This window comes from Enterococcus sp. DIV0236, assembly GCF_050558525.1.
Taxonomy (GTDB): domain Bacteria; phylum Bacillota; class Bacilli; order Lactobacillales; family Enterococcaceae; genus Enterococcus; species Enterococcus faecalis.
Map to the genome: position 1 here is coordinate 645255 of NZ_CP187891.1, position 17204 is coordinate 662458.

Below are 17204 nucleotides of genomic sequence, written 5' to 3' on the forward strand. Positions count from 1 at the left end.
ATGAAACAAAAAACAGTCACTTTAATAGGGTTGTTCTTTCTGGCAATTCTGATTGGTGTCGCAAGTCCGACCGTATACGCCGAAAACAAAGAACAAGACAACCATACCTTTACACAACCTTTTCAAAATAAAACAATCTCTTTAACAGGTACTTCTGTCCGTAGCACCATGTATTTTACAAAAATTGATTATTGGAACGTTAAAAAAGCATCATTCAATATGACCTACCAAATCACACAATTAAAAAATAATCAGACCTCAGATTTAACTGTGGCAGTGAATGGTGTGAAGTTTTATTCTTGGCGTCCTGAAAATACGACTGGTATTCAACAAAAGACGATTGAAATCCCTTTGGAACTGATTAAAGAGACAAATACATTGACTGTTGAAGGCCAAATTATTAATCAGGCAGGAAACGACATGTATAATTTAATTGAAACTCCAGCAAATTGGTTAACGATGTATGAAGGATCTAACGTAAACTTCCAATACGATTTACAATTACCAGAGAATACAATTCATTCTTTTTATAATCATTTTGTGGGAGCAGACACGATTGCGAATAAACACAGTGTTATTTTGACACCAGAAAATGCATCGGAAAAAGAATTAGCTGCAGCGACCCATGCGTTAGCTGGCGCTACTCGTTTGATTACTACTTCAGAAGAATTGTTGCCAATGGCTTCTTTGAACAAAGAACAGTCAGCACCCTATCAGTTGATTATTGCCAGCTATGATAAATTACCAGATCAGTATAAAAGTCAAATTGATAGCAAACGCGTGGAGGACCAGGCTGTCTTAAAATTTTTCAATCAACCAGATAAGCATGTTTTAGTAGCTACTTCTAAAGATGAGGACTTACTTGTTCGTGCGGGACGTTATTTAGCAAACTATGAATTAATGACCCAAACAGATAAAGAAGAGACAACAGTTGATGAGAATACCGATACGTTTAGTTCAACTTTAGAATTTGATGGAAATTATCCATTAACCTCAACGGGGGATAAGCTAGAAGGGGCCTATCACCAAGAACAAACGTACTTTGTCAATTTACCAGTGGATCGAAACAATGCCAATGGAAGTCGCGTGCATTTACATTTTAAATACGCTGAAAACTTAGATTTTGATTCTTCTTTAGTGACGGTCTATGCCAATGATAAACCAATTGGCAGCAAGAAATTAACCGCTGCTCGTGCGAACGGTGATGAATTAAATCTCGAATTTCCAAAGAACTTAGAAATTGCTGATAGTTTTGTTTTAAAAGTTGCTTTTGATTTGAATGTTAAATCACCAGAAGTTTTACGAAATGGTCAGACTCCATGGGCCTTTATTGAAAATAATTCGAATGCGTTTATTCAAACAGAAGAACTGAATGACATATTATTTAACAACTATCCGAACATTTTTATCAGAAGCCGTTCTTTTGCTGATTTAGCGATTTTATTACCAGAAAAAATGGACGACAACTATTTTAAAGTGTTGACCAATTTATTTAACTTAATTGGTAATTATGCCGAAAGTAATGTCGGTGAGATTACGTATTATAAAAAAGCGCCTAAAAATGCGGCATTAGAAAATCATAACTTGATTATTTTTGGTACGCCTAAGGATAATCCGATGATTCGTAAGTTAAACGATCAGTTGTATTTCCATTATGATAAGGACTTCACACGTTTTGTTTCAAACGAGAAACTTAGCATTGAAAAAGATTATGGTAAACAAATCGGTACGGCGCAGTTAATGTTTTCTCCATATAATGCGAAAGCCGCGGCGTTAATCTTAACAGGAGCTAAATCACAAGGTGTCTTTTTAGCCTCTACACAAGTGAATACAGAGAAGAATACTTCTATGTACAAAGGAGATGCCATTGTGGTCGATCCGAACTATCGTCGCTATGATTATCGTTTCAAAAAACGTGTAAGCAACGTCAGCAACGAATCATTAGGTAAACGAATTGTCAATAATCATAAATTAATGATTTATCTATTTGTCTTCTTAATTGGTATGACTATTATTGGATTAAGTGCGTTCTTCATCGTGAAGAAGAATTTGAAAGGTGGGGAATAGAGTGAATCAAAAACGAGTGACCTTACTTTTGGATTTAACTTTGTTGGTAGGAATTGTTTTGGTTGTCGGCACAACCATCTTTATGGCCTTAGGAACGAATGATTTCTTTGTGGACTTAAGTTGTCTATTAATTTCAGTTATCTTAATTATCGTTACCTATTTTGTAGGAATTACAGCGGGGTTAACATTTTCGCTTATATTTATTTTTCTACAATTGACTTATGTTGTATATCAGTATGTCTATCATGATTTGTTTAGCTATGGCTCATTATTTTGGCTAATCATGCCGCCGCTCTACTGTTTAACAATCTATGCAGTGACTTATCAAATTCGTACGATTGAAGAAGAAAATATTCGCTTACGTAAAGAAACTTCACGGTTAAATGCGTTAGATGCAGTAACTAATTTAAGAACAGCAAAAATGTACGAGGAAGGATTCGATTTATTTTCTGATATTTCTACACGTTATGAAGCGCCGTTATATTTAGTCGTGATCCGAGTGGCCTATTGGGAAAGTATTCGTAACTTATTAAGTCCTGAACAAAAGAATGAATTGCTACAAATCGTGACAGCGGCGATTAAAGAGACAACGGATGATCGCTTCTTACCATACTTTATCGACGGCACACCGCCGACTTGGGCGTTATTAATTTTCCGCGATGGGGATGACGGATACACTACTAGAAAAGAATTCAAACAACAAGCTCAAGAGAAATTTGCCCATTCTGAAACCTTAAGGAATATTACTTTGACATTACAAGTTTCCTATACCAAATATGATCCTGCCGAATTTAACAACGCTTCAGAATTTTTAGGGGATGGAATTAATTCTCTTCAATATGATGTTTAAAAAGGAGGCAAACAAATGACTGAAAAACTTGCTGTTTTTACAGGGAAATTAGCAGAGGCTGGTGTGTTAAATGAGACGCAGCCATTGTCAATGCGATTACATTTAGAAAATATCCAAGCAGAAAGTGATCCAGAATCCATTGTTCCCTTATTTTCTCATGGGGTAATTTTAAACATACTTGTTGAACAGTTAGAGGAAAGTATCCCACTGTCTCACTTGAAAAAAGGGACCAAAGTCCGTTTCACAGTCGTGGGCTTGCCGCCGATGACTATGTCAATTCCACCGCATGTTGGTGGGCAAGCGATTGAATTGATAGAAGAAATCTAAAAAGCTTCTGCATTAGCTATGATTATTAGCTAATGCAGAAGCTTTTTTTATTCAAAGGTCATTCTTTCAATTCGATCGAACGCTTCCTTTAATAAATCTAAATTTTGTGTTGCGGCTAAACGAATGTACTCATCGCCCGTTGTTTCACCAAATGCTTTTCCAGGAATCACTAATACCTGTGTCTCTTTTAAAAGTTTTTCCACAAAAGGAACGGAAGTTAGTCCAGTTTTTTGAATATTAATGAAGGCGTAAATACTTCCTTTGACTGGATGAAGCGAAAGGAAAGGAATCTTTGCTACTCGCTGGGCCACATACTCTAAACGTGTTTGGAACACTTCAACGATTGGGTCTACAAATTCGTCAAAATGTTGTAACGCATAGATTCCTGCTTGCTGTGACAACGTAGGCGCAGAATACGTAACGCCTTCATTAATTAATTTGGCTACTTCGTTAATATAGTCTGGGGCAATCATATAACCAATACGCCAACCAGTCATTGCAAAGGCTTTTGAAAAGCTACCAAAAGTGATAGTATTTTCTGGAGCAAACGTAGCCATGGGAGTAAACGTTTCTTGGAAACAAAAGGCTTCATAAACTTCATCTGAAAGAATGTATAAGTTGTGTTCAATCGCTACCTGTGCGATTTCTCTGAAAGTTTCTTCAGAGAAAACAGCGCCTGTTGGGTTATTCGGTGAATTAAGAATAATCGCTTTGGTTTTAGGCGTGATTTTTTCTTTCAAAAGAGCTACATCAATTTGGAAACCATCTTCTTCATAGGTTGGTAAAAAGACCGGAACGCCATCTGCTAAAAGGACTTGGTCTTTATAAGGAGAGAAATAAGGTTCATGAATAATCACTTCATCTCCAGGATTTAGAATCACTTGTAAGGCAAGGTACATTCCGTGCAGAGCGCCAACTGTGGCCCGGACTTGATTCGGTTGAAAAGATAATTGATAATGTGACTGATAAAACTGAATGACCGCCTCAATGAATGCCTCGCTACCATCAGAAGCGGTATATTTTGTATGCCCATTTTTGGCATCGTTAGCTGCTTGTTCGATAATCCGCTCATCGGTAATTAAGTCAGGGTCACCAATCGATAAATCGATTAAATTTGGGGTCTTTTTCGCCAATGTTGCAATATCCATGAGTAAATTTTCAGTAGGTTGTTGGTAACGTGTTGCGATATTCTTGCGATCCATACCAGGTGCTCCTTTTTATAAAACTTTTCTTAGAAAATCTTGTGTTCTTGGGTTTTGTGGCGCATCAAAAATTTCTTCAGGTGTGCCTTCTTCTTGAATGATTCCTGCATCCATAAAAATGACACGGTCCGCGACTTCTTTTGCGAAGCCCATTTCGTGGGTAACCACTACCATTGTCATCCCTTCAATAGCTAAATTTTTCATAACGGATAGCACTTCGCCCACCATTTCAGGGTCTAAGGCAGAAGTTGGTTCATCGAACAGCATCACGTCAGGGCGCATGGCTAAAGCACGAGCAATCGCTACCCGTTGTTGTTGCCCACCAGAAAGTTGAGCGGGATAATTTTCTTTTTTATCTGATAAACCAACTTGTTCCAGTAAAGAAAGAGCATGTTCTGTGGCTTCAGCAGCGGCTTCTTTTTTTACTTTAACAGGACTAATCGTTAAGTTTTCCAAGACATTTTTATGCGGGAAAAGATTGAAATTTTGGAATACCATTCCCATTTTTTGACGAAGTTGATCAATGTTGGTATTTTTATCTAATAAATTTTTTCCTTCAAATTCAACGCTGCCACCAGTTGGTGTTTCTAATAAGTTCAAGCAACGTAAAAAAGTACTTTTACCACTACCAGAAGGGCCAATAATTACGACAACTTCACCAGCTTCAATTTCTAAGTCAATTCCTTTAAGTACTTCATTTTTTCCGAATGTTTTCTGTAAGTTTTTAATGTTAATCACTAGTACTCATTCTCCTTTCAGCAACACCTAATAGACGTGAGATAGTAAAGGTTAGGACGAAATAAATTAACGATACAATTAAGTAAGGTAGGAAGGGTTTAAAACTTGCTCCTTGAACGTTGCCAGCTTGGAAAATTAGTTCTGAAACACCAATGACTGAAACAACGGAAGATTCTTTAATTACTGTAACAAATTCGTTGCCTAACGCTGGTAAAATATTTTTAATAGCTTGTGGGAAAATGATGTATCGCATTGCTTGGTTTTGATTCATTCCCAAAGAACGAGCAGCTTCCAATTGTCCTTTATTAACAGCCTGAATACCAGCACGAATAATTTCTGCTACATATGCACCACTGTTTAAAGAAAGAGCAATACAACCAGCTGCTACTTTTGATAAGTCCAAACCAAGAACGCCTGTCCCGAAATAGACAATAAAAATTTGAACAAGCAAAGGAGTGCCACGAACATATTCAATATAAGCAATGGCAATGCCACGTAAAATTTTGGAATTGGCTAACTTCATTAAGGCAAGTAATGCCCCTAAAATGGCACCAAACAAAACACCAATGAAAGCTAGGAAAATGGTATAGCCCGCACCGTTAAGGTAGAACTTTCCATACTTTTGTAAAAAGCTTTGATCTTTTTGGAACATTAATTGATTGGCTTCTTTTTTATAACCGTCCATTAATTTTTGATCATTAATTTGTTTAATAGAGGCATTTACTTTCTCCGTCAAAACGGGCGCATCTTTAGGAAAAGCAACGGCAGTATCTTTTGAGCCTTTTTCAAAGGTAACATTAGCAAAAGCTAAATCCTCATTTTGAGAAACATAGGCTTCGCCAACCGGTTCTTCCATAACGACTGCATCTAATTTATTATTTTTTAGATTCATAATTAAATCTGGAATTTTTTGAAGAGAAGTAGGGACAGCACCGGTTAATTCGGTTTTAATTAATTCTTCTTGTGTCGTTTGCTTTTGGGCACCTGCACGAACGCCTTCGAAATCTTTAGTGGAATGAAATTTATCTTTGTCTTCTTTCCGAACAATGACTCTTTGTTGAACGTTCATATATGGTTGAGAAAAAGCCACTTCTTTTAATCGTTCAGGCGTTGGCGACATGCCAGAGATGACCATGTCAATCTTGCCAGTTTTTAAGGCCCCTAACAGAGCATCGAAGCCTAGTTCTTCGATTTTTAATTTAACGCCTAAATCGTCGGCAATTTTTTGAGCAATAGAAATATCAAAACCAACAATTTTATCTTCACCATCTACTTTTGCATGAAATTCATAAGGGGCATAGTCTGCGGATAAGCCGACAACTAGTTCTCCCTTTTGGATGATTTTGTCATAGACTGGATCGTTTTCGGCTGCAAAAGTTTCTTTAATAGGTAATAATGAGAGCAACAAGAATAAAATTGGTAAAATCGTCTGTAGCCATTTTTTACATTTGGTCATTTGCGTAAACTCCTTTTTGTATTATTTTTATAAATATTCAAAAAAAGCGAATAAATGTATAAAAATTTATTGTGTTATGATGTGGTTTATCATATCATAGAATATGTAAAAGGAAAAGTAGTAGAGTTGAAAAAATACAACTTTTTCAAAAAAATTTTCAAAAGTCAAAAATGAAGGGGATTTTCAAGATGGAACAATCATTAATTGTGAGAGGGACACCACAAGAGTATCTTTGCGAAATTGGTTCGTGGGAATTATTAGAAGGACAACTATTATGCAGAAATATTCATCGTGTATTCATTTTACACGGGACTGAGTCATGGCAAGCGGCAAAACCGTATTTTCCGACGTTTCAAAAAGTAACAGCTGTTTTTGAAAACTATGGAGGTGTTTGTACAGATCAACGTGTGCAAGAGTTAGAAGCGCAAGTGCTGGACAATCATTTAGAGGCCATCGTCGCTGTTGGTGGAGGAAAAGTGGCCGACTTGGGCAAAGCCTTAGCACACAAAATGGCGTTACCGGTAATTATTTTGCCCACTTTAGCAGCTACTTGTGCACCGTGTACGCCATTGAGTGTAATGTATCGAGAAGATGGAGCAATGGAACGATATGACGTTTTTCCGCAAGCAAACGCTTTGGTGTTGGTAGAACCAAGAGTGTTATTGCATTCGCCTCGGTCTTTAATGGTGGCAGGTATTGGGGATACATTAGCTAAATGGTACGAAGCAGATGCGATTATTTCGCAGTTAGATGTCCAAGTATTACCTATTCAAGTTTCTCATTTTGCCGCGGAAAAATGCCGCGATATTTTGTTAAATGAAAGTATCAATGCTTTAAAAGCGATGGAAGAGCAGCAATTAAATCAATCGTTTATTGATGTCATCGAAACGAATTTAATTATTGGTGGAATGGTGGGTGGCTTTGGCGATGATTATGGTCGGACAGCGGGTGCCCATTCCATTCATGATGCACTAACTTTGCTGCCAGCTAGCCATCGACAATTGCATGGAAACAAAGTGGCGTATGGTGTGTTTGTTCAATTAGCCATTGAAGAGAAATGGCAAGAAATCGCTGAATTGATTCCTTTCTATCACCAACTAGGTTTGCCTATTTCTTTAAAAGAAATGGAGATGGACTTAACTGAAGCCGAGTATCAAGAAGTAGCAGAACGTGCTTGTATAGAAGGCGAAACGATTCATTATATGAAACAAAAAATTACCCCTGAAATTGTGAAAAAAGCGATGCAAGATTTAGAAAAATATACAGCGACAAAATAAGTGCCAAACAGCAACTAGCTCATTTGAATTATTTGAACTAGTTGCTGTTTTTTAAGGATCCTTTTTTGAAAAAAGAAACCTTGAGAAATCCTTGCAAATTCAATAAAAAAAAAGTATGATGATGGGAGGACAAATTATAGTAGAAAGTAGGGAAATGAATGACGGAACCAGCCATTCGTTATCGTTTAATCAAAAAAGATAAACACACAGGTGCGCGTTTAGGTGAATTAATTACTCCTCACGGCACATTTCCAACACCAATGTTTATGCCGGTAGGTACACTTGCGACAGTTAAAACAATGTCACCAGAAGAATTAAAAGAAATGGGTGCCGGTGTTATTTTAAGTAATACTTACCATTTATGGTTACGCCCAGGTGAAGATTTAGTCGAAGAAGCAGGCGGTTTACACAAATTTATGAACTGGGATCAACCTATTTTAACTGATTCAGGTGGCTTCCAAGTCTTCTCATTAAGTGATATGCGGAAAATCGAAGAAGAAGGTGTGCATTTTAGAAATCATTTAAATGGTTCAAAAATGTTCCTTTCTCCAGAAAAAGCGATCAATATTCAAAATAAATTAGGATCAGATATTATGATGAGCTTTGATGAATGTCCACCATTTGATGAAAGCTATGAGTATGTCAAACGCTCGATTGAACGGACTTCTCGTTGGGCTGAGCGTGGCTTAAAAGCCCATGCGAATCCTGATAGACAGGGATTATTCGGTATTGTTCAAGGTGCGGGATTTGAAGATTTACGTCGTCAAAGTGCCAAAGATTTAGTGAGTATGGATTTTCCTGGCTATTCGATTGGTGGCTTATCTGTTGGTGAGTCTAAGGAAGAAATGAACCGAGTCTTAGACTTTACGACACCGTTAATTCCTGAAAATAAACCACGTTACTTAATGGGTGTGGGTGCCCCTGATTCATTAATTGATGGAGTGATTCGTGGGATTGACATGTTTGATTGTGTGCTACCAACACGTATTGCGCGCAATGGTACTTGTATGACTTCACAAGGTCGCTTGGTTGTTAAAAATGCCCAATATGCAAGAGATTTTCGTCCGCTTGATGAAAAATGTGATTGTTATGTTTGTCGTAATTATACGCGGGCCTATATTCGTCATTTGATTAAATGTGATGAAACATTCGGAATCCGTTTAACATCGTATCATAATTTATACTTCTTGTTAGACTTAATGAAAAACGTCCGTCAAGCAATTATGGACGACAATTTATTAGAATTCCGACAAGCGTTTTTTGAAGAATATGGCTTTAATAAAGCGAATGCAAAAAGTTTCTAAAAATTAGAGGAAAAAACTAGTTCTTCAAGCATTTTTTTGATACAGTTAGTAGTGTGAATAATGCAGAGTGAGGTGAAACAAATGGGTGGCGGATTTACAATGATTTTTACATTAGTCCTTTTAGGAGGAATGATGTTTTTCATGACACGTTCTCAAAAGAAACAACAGCAAGAACGTCAAAAACAACTAAACGCAATGAAAACTGGCGATAGTGTTGTCACAATTGGTGGTTTACATGGTGTTTTAAGTGAAATCAACGAAAAAACAGTTTTAATCGATTGCGAAGGTATTGTCTTAGAATTTGACCGTGCAGCAATTCGAACTGTAACACCTGGAACTGCTGTTACAAATGATTCAGCAGTAACTAGTGTACCAGTCACAGAAGTTGAAGAGACAGTCACAGAAGAAGTAACTGAAGTTCCTGAAACATCAGATCCTTCAAAAGAAAAGAAAGACTAAACGAATCAACTAATTCATTTAATGGTTAAAGAGAGCGGAACAGGCTTTTCAAAGGCGAAACTGTGACCAGTAGTCACACGAGAAAGCCAATAAGAAGAGATAATTTCTATTCCGCTCGTGTCGTTTATCTTAAAATGTAGGACTAGGAAGGTAGGTCATTTGGACTTACGTCCTAAGTCCTTTTTAACTATTAAGTTTACAAAAAAGGTTCCTTTTTATAGTGTTGGAAGATAGTTAAAAAGTGAGCAATCTTTCGCTTGGTTGGAAGGAGAAGAGCCCATGACAAAGGAAAAATTAAGTTGGTTACAACAAAAAATGCTCAATAAAAGTATTAAAAAGAAGTGCCAAAATTTTCGTGAACTAGGTTATTCTTCCATCAACGAAGAAGATTTATTGACTTATTTACTCACCTATCGTTGGAAAAAGCAAGCCCGTTTATCTGTCAAAGACTGTCGCAAAGACATTCAGAAGGTTAAGCCGAATGAATTTTTTGACTATCAACAATTATTGGCACAGACATCAAAAAATCCTTTAAGGGACTGGCATGATATTGAAGACTTATTCTAGAAAAAAGAATAGGTCTTTTTTTTGAGATAAAAAAAAATTATAAATAGTTGTGAAAAATATCACAAAAACTATTTACAAGATTCGTTTTATGTTGTATGATGTGAATGTGAAATAGTTAACAAAGTTTTTTTAAAATGAAACTCTTAGGAGGATGAACATGGTTAAAACAGTAAAAAAAGAAAAGACAGAAACAGTTGATGTTTCATCAATGATTGATGAATTAGCAACAAAAGCGAATGTCGCTTTAAAAGCAATGGAAGATTTTACACAAGAACAAGTAGATCACATTGTCCATCAAATGGCGATGGCGGCGTTAGACCAACATATGCCTTTAGCAAAAATGGCTGTCGAAGAAACTGGCCGTGGAATCTATGAAGATAAAGCAATCAAAAATATGTATGCATCTGAATACATTTGGAATAATATTAAACATGATAAAACAGTGGGTGTAATTAACAAAGACGAACAAACCGGCTTAATGGAAATTGCTGAGCCAGTTGGCGTGGTATGTGGGGTCACACCAACAACAAACCCAACGTCAACAACTATTTTTAAATCACTAATTGCCTTAAAAACAAGAAATCCAATTGTTTTTGCTTTCCATCCTAGCGCACAAAAATGTTCGGCAGAAGCGGCACGTATTGTACGGGATGCGGCGATTGCAGCAGGTGCACCAGAAAATTGTATTCAATGGATTGAACAACCATCGATTGATGCAACATCTGCTTTGATGAATCATCCAGGGATTGCCATTGTTTTAGCAACTGGTGGCGCAGGCATGGTAAAATCTGCATACTCAACAGGTAAACCAGCACTAGGCGTTGGTCCTGGGAACGTACCAGCTTATATTGAAAAAACGGCTAAAGTAAAACGTGCGGTTAATGATTTAATTGTTTCAAAATCATTTGATAATGGAATGATTTGTGCTTCTGAGCAAGCGGTCATTGTGGATAAAGAAATTTATGCTTCTGTCAAAGCTGAGTTTGAAGCACATAACGTTTACTTCGTGAAACCGAATGAATTACAAAAACTAGAAGATGCAGTGATGAATGAAGGCAAATACGCAGTAAATCCAGCGATTGTCGGTAACTCTGCAGAAAAAATTGCTGAATTAGCAGGAATTAGTGTACCAAAAGGCACAAAAATTTTAGTCGCTGAATTAGAAGGTGCAGGTCCAGAATATCCATTATCAAGAGAAAAATTATCGCCAGTTTTAGCAATGATGAAATCAAACAATGCAGAGCATGCTTTTGAACTATGTGAAGCGATGTTAAACTTAGGTGGTTTAGGACATACAGCAGTAATTCATACAGAAGATGAAGAGTTACAAGTTGCTTTTGGTTTACGTATGAAAGCTTGTCGTATTTTAGTGAATACTCCATCAGCAGAAGGCGGTATCGGTAACATTTATAACGAAATGATTCCATCTTTAACACTTGGTTGTGGTTCATACGGGAAAAACTCTGTTTCTAAAAACGTATCAGCCATTAACTTAATTAATATTAAAACGGTAGCGAAACGGAGAAATAATATGCAATGGTTTAAATTACCTCCAAAAATTTTCTTTGAAAAAAATTCTTTACAATATCTACAAAAAATGGAAAATGTTGAACGTGTCATGTTAGTTTGTGACCCAGGTATGGTTCAATTTGGCTATGCAGATATCGTACGTAAAGAGCTACAAAAACGTAAAAATGATGTGAAAATCGAAGTATTTTCTGATGTTGAACCAAACCCATCAACAAATACTGTTTATGCAGGTACCAAAATGATGGTTGATTTCCAACCAGATACAGTGATTGCCTTGGGTGGCGGTTCTGCAATGGACGCGGCGAAAGGCATGTGGATGTTCTATGAACACCCAGATACAGAGTTCTTTGGTGCAAAACAAAAATTCTTAGATATCCGCAAACGGACATATAAAATTGCCAAACCAGAAAAAACACAATTTGTTTGTATCCCAACTACTTCAGGAACTGGTTCAGAAGTTACACCATTTGCCGTTATTACTGATAGTGAAACACACGTGAAATATCCGTTAGCAGACTATGCGTTAACACCAGATGTAGCGATTGTTGATCCACAGTTCGTAATGTCTGTGCCAGCTTCAGTCACTGCAGATACAGGTATGGATGTTTTAACACATGCTATTGAATCTTATGTTTCCGTGATGGCTTCAGATTACACACGTGGTTTAAGTTTACAAGCAATCAAGTTAGTTTTCGATCATTTAGAAAATTCAGTGAAACGTCCAGATATGGAATCTCGCGAAAAAATGCATAATGCATCAACCATGGCAGGGATGGCATTTGCCAATGCATTCTTAGGTATTTGTCACTCTATTGCTCATAAAATTGGTGGGGAATATGGCATTCCACATGGTCGTACAAATGCGATTTTATTACCACATATTATTCGTTACAATGCGAAAGATCCATCAAAACACGCAATGTTCCCTAAATATGATTACTTCCGCGCCGATACTGATTATGCAGACATTGCAAAATTCTTAGGCTTAAAAGGAAATACTACCGCAGAATTAGTAGAAGCTTTAGCAACAGCAGTAGCAGACTTAGGTAAATCAGTCGGAATTGACATGAACTTGAAAGCCCAAGGTGTCTCACAAGAAACATTAGACACAACGGTTGATCGTATGGCAGAACTTGCATATGAAGACCAATGTACAACTGCAAATCCGAAAGAACCATTAATTAGTGAACTAAAACAAATTATCTTAGATGCTTATGTAGGATAAAAGAACTCAAATAAAGAGACCAGAACATTAATGTTCTGGTCTCTTTAACGTTTTGCGAAAACAGTGCTGTCGATACCACGGTTATGACACCAATTAACTAAAACTGGATCGAGGATAAGTGCGGTACTAGTCAATTCTTCTGTCGTCTTTTTTCCTAAAAGAGTATAAAGCATTTTCACTTCTTCTTGCCATTGCTGTACAAGGGCTAAGGTATTTTCTAAACCATTTTTACTCATAAGGGAAGCTAAGATAGTCCCAGCAACTCCCATGCTTTTGGCACCTAAAGCGAGTCCTTTGACAATATCAAGAGAGTTACGCACACCGCCAGAACCGAGAATAGTTAGTTTCTTTTGCCAATTTTGTGATTCCAGAAGAGAGATGACCGTTGATTGCCCCCAATCATCTAAGAAAGAAAGTTCGCGTTTCTTCCGCCGGGCATTTTCAATTTGTGTAAAACTCGTTCCGCCTTGGCCGCTCACATCCGCTGCTTGAACGCCGATAGAGGTGAGTTTTTCTAAGGTTTCTTGGCTCATGCCAAAGCCAACCTCTTTGACAATGACAGGCACTTCTACGGCCTGTACGATAGCTTCAATTTTGGTTAGCCAATTAGTGAAATCACGATCTCCTTCAGGCATGACCAATTCTTGGGGCACATTTACATGGATTTGTAAGGCATTCGCTTGAAATAAATCAAGCGCTCGCTTTGCTTCTTCCGCACCCAAGCCTGCACCAATATTGGCAAAAATGAGTCCATCTGGGTTTTCTTTTCGCATAATTTGATACGTATCCGCTAAACTAGCATCTTTTAACGCTGCCGAAACAGATCCTGTCGCAACTAAAAGGCCAGTTTCTTTGGCAATAATGCCTAATTGCTGATTAATTTCTTTTGCACGCTGGCTACCACCTGTCATTGCATTGACATAAAAAGGTTGGGGAAGCTGAAAAGAAAGAAACGAAGTGGAAATATCCACTTCGTTAACAGCGGATTCAGCAAACGATTGGTGAACAAAACGCACACGATCAAAGTCATTACTTTTTTCTTTGTGGAACGCTTTAGCTAATGATAGATGTTCATCTTTTCGATTCATGCTTCTCCTTACACTCCTTTTGACCATAGGTATAGACGTGAAGTGGCAGTGGGGTAATTCCGTCTTTTTCCCAAGCAGTCATTAATGGTAAAATCCCAGATTTTTGGCGGAAAATTACAATCCCACAATCGCCCCCGCCAGCGCCAGAAGATTTCGCAGCTCCTGTATAAGATTCAGCCAAATCACAAAGATTTTTCAAGGCTTCTGTTTCGATTACCACACCAGTCAGTGAAGATAATTCGGCGAGCAATTGGCGATTTTTAGTAATTTGTTTTTGGATAACAGAAATTTTTCCTGTGTTAAAGCCATTAATCATTGTTTCGACACAAAGCCGACTTTTCATTAAGAACTGCTCATAAGCCGCTTGTTTTTCTTCTTTTGATTGATGAACTCGATCAACTAAGTCTGAAGTGGACGCAGGACTACCTGTCCAACCAATTAGTAAACGTAGTTGTTTCGGTACTTTTAACGGAAAAATCATTAATTCAGGCCAGTCCATTGCTAACAAATCAGTTAATGTTTCAGTGGTTACTTTTTGATTGACCCAATCATGATCGAAGGTTGAAAAGGCAATCCAGCCCCCGTAACAGCTGGCGGCGATATCTCCGCAAGAACCATTTCCTTGAACGGCTAAGTGAGCTAATGCTGATAATTTGAAAATTTCCTCATTTTCCAAACCTAAGTCATAAAAAATATTCAAGGCTTTGACAGTTCCAACGGTTACTGCACCGCTTGAACCAAGACCATATTTTCGTCCATTTGAACTATCTAATTCACTCGTCACTTTTAAATGATAAAATGACAATTCTTTGTTTTGCTCTTGCGCATATTTTTCAGTTAGATGAATCGCCGCTAGAACATAATGAAAAGGATTTTCGCGAATATCTAATACGAGCTCACCATTTCGGCGTGTCCAACGAATAGGTAAAGAGCTGTATTGTGCAGATTGAATACTGCCTTCATCTGTTGTTTCTTCGACAGTTACAGTTACGAATTGATCCACAGCAACGATAATGGCAGGGTGGCCAGGTTCAACAACGGCATATTCTCCTGCAATAAATAACTTTCCTGGCGTAGTAACTTCAATCATGCTTATTTATCCATTCCTTTCGTTTCAAACAATTCAATTCCGGGACCAGCAAAAGCTGGGACTAACTGCTCTTTTGAAAAATGTTCACTTAAAAATGTTTTTAATGCTTCTAAGTTTTTCTTTTCGACTAAGACCTTGACATTCGGACCTGCATCCATTGTAAAGTAGCAAGGAATTCCTTTGGCCCGTGCTTGGCGAACTAAAGCCATCGCTTGTAAACTGCCTGGGGACCAGTAAGTAAATGGAGGGACAGCACCTAAGGTTGTTCCATGCATCCTTAACCCATTGGCTTCAATGATTTCTCCTAAACGAGGGAAGTCTTTTGTTTTAATTGCTTCATGAACTTGGGATAAATCTTTTTCCACATTGTCCAACCAACCTTGATAGAAGCTAGAAGTTTCTACTGTTCGTTTCATTCCATCACGGCTGGAAACATCTTTTTCGCCATCATTAATTAAGATAAAGAGCATGGCCAATTCGTTTTCCCAATTATTAGCTGGAATATTTTCAGCAAACGACGTTTCATCAGAGTGGCCTTTGTTCCATTGAGCAAAACCACCAAAAATACTACGACAAGCAGAACCTGAACCACGTCGCGCTAAACGTGATAAGTCTTTTGCTGAAAGATTTAATCCTAAGGCTACGTTACAGGCCCCAGCTAAAGCAGCTAGACCACTCGCTGAAGAAGCCAAACCGGCTGCAGTAGGCACAAAATTTTGACTTTCCACTTTTGCAAACCAAGTACAATCGGCTTGTTGACGAACAAGGTTCAAAAATTCTTTGACTTTTTTTGTTTGTTTTTCGTTTTGCAAGATACCATCTAAAATAAATACATCTTCTGAATAATGGGCATCAAATGTCACAGTTGTTTCTGTGTAAAAGGCATCTAATGTTAATGATAAACTACTATTCATTGGTAAAATGTATTCTTCATTGGCTTTTCCCCAATATTTAATCAGAGCAATATTTGTATGCGCTCGTGCTTTTCCTGAAAGCATTACTTTTTCACCTCTAATGATTGAATCCATGTAGCAACAGCTCCATTTTCTTCTAAAGTCTGTGCAATGGTTTGTGCGGTCTTTTTATTATCTGTTAAGGCAATCATACAGCCACCGCGACCGCCGCCGGTTAATTTTGCTCCTAGAGCGCCATGTTCTAGAGAGAGAGCCACTAGTCGATCCAGCATATCGTTGCTGACGGTTAATTGCTGGAGTTGCTCTTGCGCTAACGTCATTAGCTGACCTAATTTTTGTTTATCATCTTGTAAAATCGCCTGCTTTGCTTCTTTAGTAAAAGAACCTAATTGTTTCATTGTTTCAGCGATTGCTGTGGGATTATTTTGAGCTAGCTGCGCAATGTCTTTCACTGCTTCACGTGTTTGACCTTTAATTCCCGTATCAGCTACTACTAAGTAGGCATTAGATAAATTCATCGAGAAATGTGTGGGCGGAAATCCTCTAGTAAAAAATAAGGGATCAGCGCCGCTTGTTGCTGCGGCATCGATACCACTAGGATTGCCATGAGCAATTTTCTCACTTAAGGAAACAAGCTCAAACAATTCTTGATATGTATAAGCGTAATCAAAATAATCAAAAAGGCTTCGAACGATGGCCACAGCGGTTGCTGCGCTTGAGCCCATTCCTCGTTCAGCGGGAATCGTACTTGTTAAGGTCAAAGTGCCTTTAAACGTATCTTCCTTTAAAAAATGTAAGGTTTGCTGAACAACTTCCTTGATATTTGCTAGCTCTTGGGGCACGTCTTCAAGCAATCCTGTAAAATATGCACAATCAATCTGCATAGTTTTTGCTGGGGTAAAGACGGCTGTGATTTCTGTCGCTTGAAAAGGAAAGGCGATTGCTGGTTCGCCGTAAACAACGGCGTGTTCCCCCATTAAAATAATTTTTCCCGTCGCTTGACCGAGGCCTTGTTTTTTTATATTCATTCACTGACATTCCTTTTGAGTAGAATCGAGTATAGGACAAAAGACGTTCTTGGATTAGAAGAACGTTTGTCATAATCTCTTC

15 protein-coding genes are annotated in these 17204 nt (G+C 37.8%); 8 read left to right on the forward strand and 7 right to left on the reverse strand.

Going from position 1 to position 17204, the window contains the following annotated elements; genetic code table 11:
- Genes IGK27_RS03105 through IGK27_RS03115 form a run of 3 tightly spaced genes read left to right on the forward strand, consistent with a single transcriptional unit; the run spans position 1 to position 3244 of the window.
- A complete protein-coding gene (locus IGK27_RS03105) occupies positions 1-2067 on the forward strand; it encodes a cellulose biosynthesis cyclic di-GMP-binding regulatory protein BcsB (protein WP_002364722.1) in 2067 nt (688 codons plus the stop codon).
- The gene (locus tag IGK27_RS03110; protein ID WP_002385041.1) at positions 2057-2917 is read left to right on the forward strand and encodes a hypothetical protein; all 861 of its coding nucleotides are present in this window, start codon (positions 2057-2059) and stop codon (positions 2915-2917) included. The genes IGK27_RS03105 and IGK27_RS03110 overlap by 11 nt, the downstream gene beginning before the upstream one ends.
- Before the next feature lie 15 nt (positions 2918-2932).
- The gene (locus tag IGK27_RS03115; RefSeq protein ID WP_002355767.1) at positions 2933-3244 is read left to right on the forward strand and encodes a hypothetical protein; all 312 of its coding nucleotides are present in this window, start codon (positions 2933-2935) and stop codon (positions 3242-3244) included.
- A 47-nt stretch (positions 3245-3291) separates the two neighbouring features.
- Here IGK27_RS03115 and IGK27_RS03120 read toward each other — a convergent pair whose 3' ends face one another.
- From IGK27_RS03120 to IGK27_RS03130, 3 genes are read right to left on the reverse strand one after another with little or no spacing between them, the layout of a single operon-like run.
- Positions 3292-4446 carry a pyridoxal phosphate-dependent aminotransferase gene (locus IGK27_RS03120; protein ID WP_002355768.1) on the reverse strand — a complete coding sequence of 385 codons (1155 nt, stop codon included), beginning with the start codon at positions 4444-4446 and terminating at the stop codon, positions 3292-3294.
- 15 nt (positions 4447-4461) lie between these two features.
- Positions 4462-5184: an amino acid ABC transporter ATP-binding protein gene (locus tag IGK27_RS03125; protein WP_002355769.1), complete on the reverse strand. Its 723-nt coding sequence runs from the start codon at positions 5182-5184 to the stop codon at positions 4462-4464.
- Complete coding sequence (locus IGK27_RS03130) at positions 5177-6640, reverse strand: ABC transporter permease subunit (RefSeq protein ID WP_002364720.1); 1464 nt, start codon at positions 6638-6640, stop codon at positions 5177-5179. Before IGK27_RS03130 ends, IGK27_RS03125 begins: the two co-directional genes overlap by 8 nt.
- A 170-nt stretch (positions 6641-6810) precedes the next feature.
- Here IGK27_RS03130 and IGK27_RS03135 point away from each other — a divergent pair, with 170 nt between their 5' ends.
- The 5 genes from IGK27_RS03135 (at position 6811) to adhE (ending at position 13002) form a co-directional block, all read left to right on the forward strand.
- Positions 6811-7917: an iron-containing alcohol dehydrogenase family protein gene (locus IGK27_RS03135; RefSeq protein WP_002355771.1), complete on the forward strand. Its 1107-nt coding sequence runs from the start codon at positions 6811-6813 to the stop codon at positions 7915-7917.
- 158 nt (positions 7918-8075) lie between these two features.
- Entirely contained in the window at positions 8076-9221 is a 1146-nt protein-coding gene (tgt, locus tag IGK27_RS03140; protein WP_002355772.1) for a tRNA guanosine(34) transglycosylase Tgt, read from the forward strand.
- Between the two features lie 60 nt (positions 9222-9281).
- On the forward strand, positions 9282-9680 hold the full coding sequence (gene yajC, locus IGK27_RS03145; protein WP_002383336.1) for a preprotein translocase subunit YajC: 399 nt from the start codon (positions 9282-9284) through the stop codon (positions 9678-9680).
- A 261-nt stretch (positions 9681-9941) separates the two neighbouring features.
- Positions 9942-10247 (forward strand): post-transcriptional regulator, encoded by a 306-nt coding sequence (locus IGK27_RS03150; RefSeq protein WP_002364719.1) that lies wholly within the window; start codon positions 9942-9944, stop codon positions 10245-10247.
- 157 nt (positions 10248-10404) lie between these two features.
- Positions 10405-13002, forward strand: a complete 2598-nt coding sequence (gene adhE, locus IGK27_RS03155; RefSeq protein ID WP_002388933.1) for a bifunctional acetaldehyde-CoA/alcohol dehydrogenase — start codon at positions 10405-10407, stop codon at positions 13000-13002.
- 44 nt (positions 13003-13046) lie between these two features.
- Here the strand turns inward: adhE and fni are convergent, their stop codons facing one another.
- From fni to mvk, 4 genes are read right to left on the reverse strand one after another with little or no spacing between them, the layout of a single operon-like run.
- Positions 13047-14090, reverse strand: coding sequence for a type 2 isopentenyl-diphosphate Delta-isomerase (fni, locus tag IGK27_RS03160; protein WP_033626499.1), 1044 nt, complete (start codon positions 14088-14090; stop codon positions 13047-13049).
- On the reverse strand, positions 14074-15180 hold the full coding sequence (locus tag IGK27_RS03165; RefSeq protein ID WP_002364717.1) for a phosphomevalonate kinase: 1107 nt from the start codon (positions 15178-15180) through the stop codon (positions 14074-14076). The genes fni and IGK27_RS03165 overlap by 17 nt, the downstream gene beginning before the upstream one ends.
- 2 nt (positions 15181-15182) lie before the next feature.
- Positions 15183-16178, reverse strand: a complete 996-nt coding sequence (mvaD, locus tag IGK27_RS03170) for a diphosphomevalonate decarboxylase (protein WP_002355778.1) — start codon at positions 16176-16178, stop codon at positions 15183-15185.
- A complete protein-coding gene (mvk, locus tag IGK27_RS03175; RefSeq protein WP_002355780.1) occupies positions 16178-17122 on the reverse strand; it encodes a mevalonate kinase in 945 nt (314 codons plus the stop codon). Before mvk ends, mvaD begins: the two co-directional genes overlap by 1 nt.
- Positions 17123-17204 lie beyond the last annotated feature (82 nt).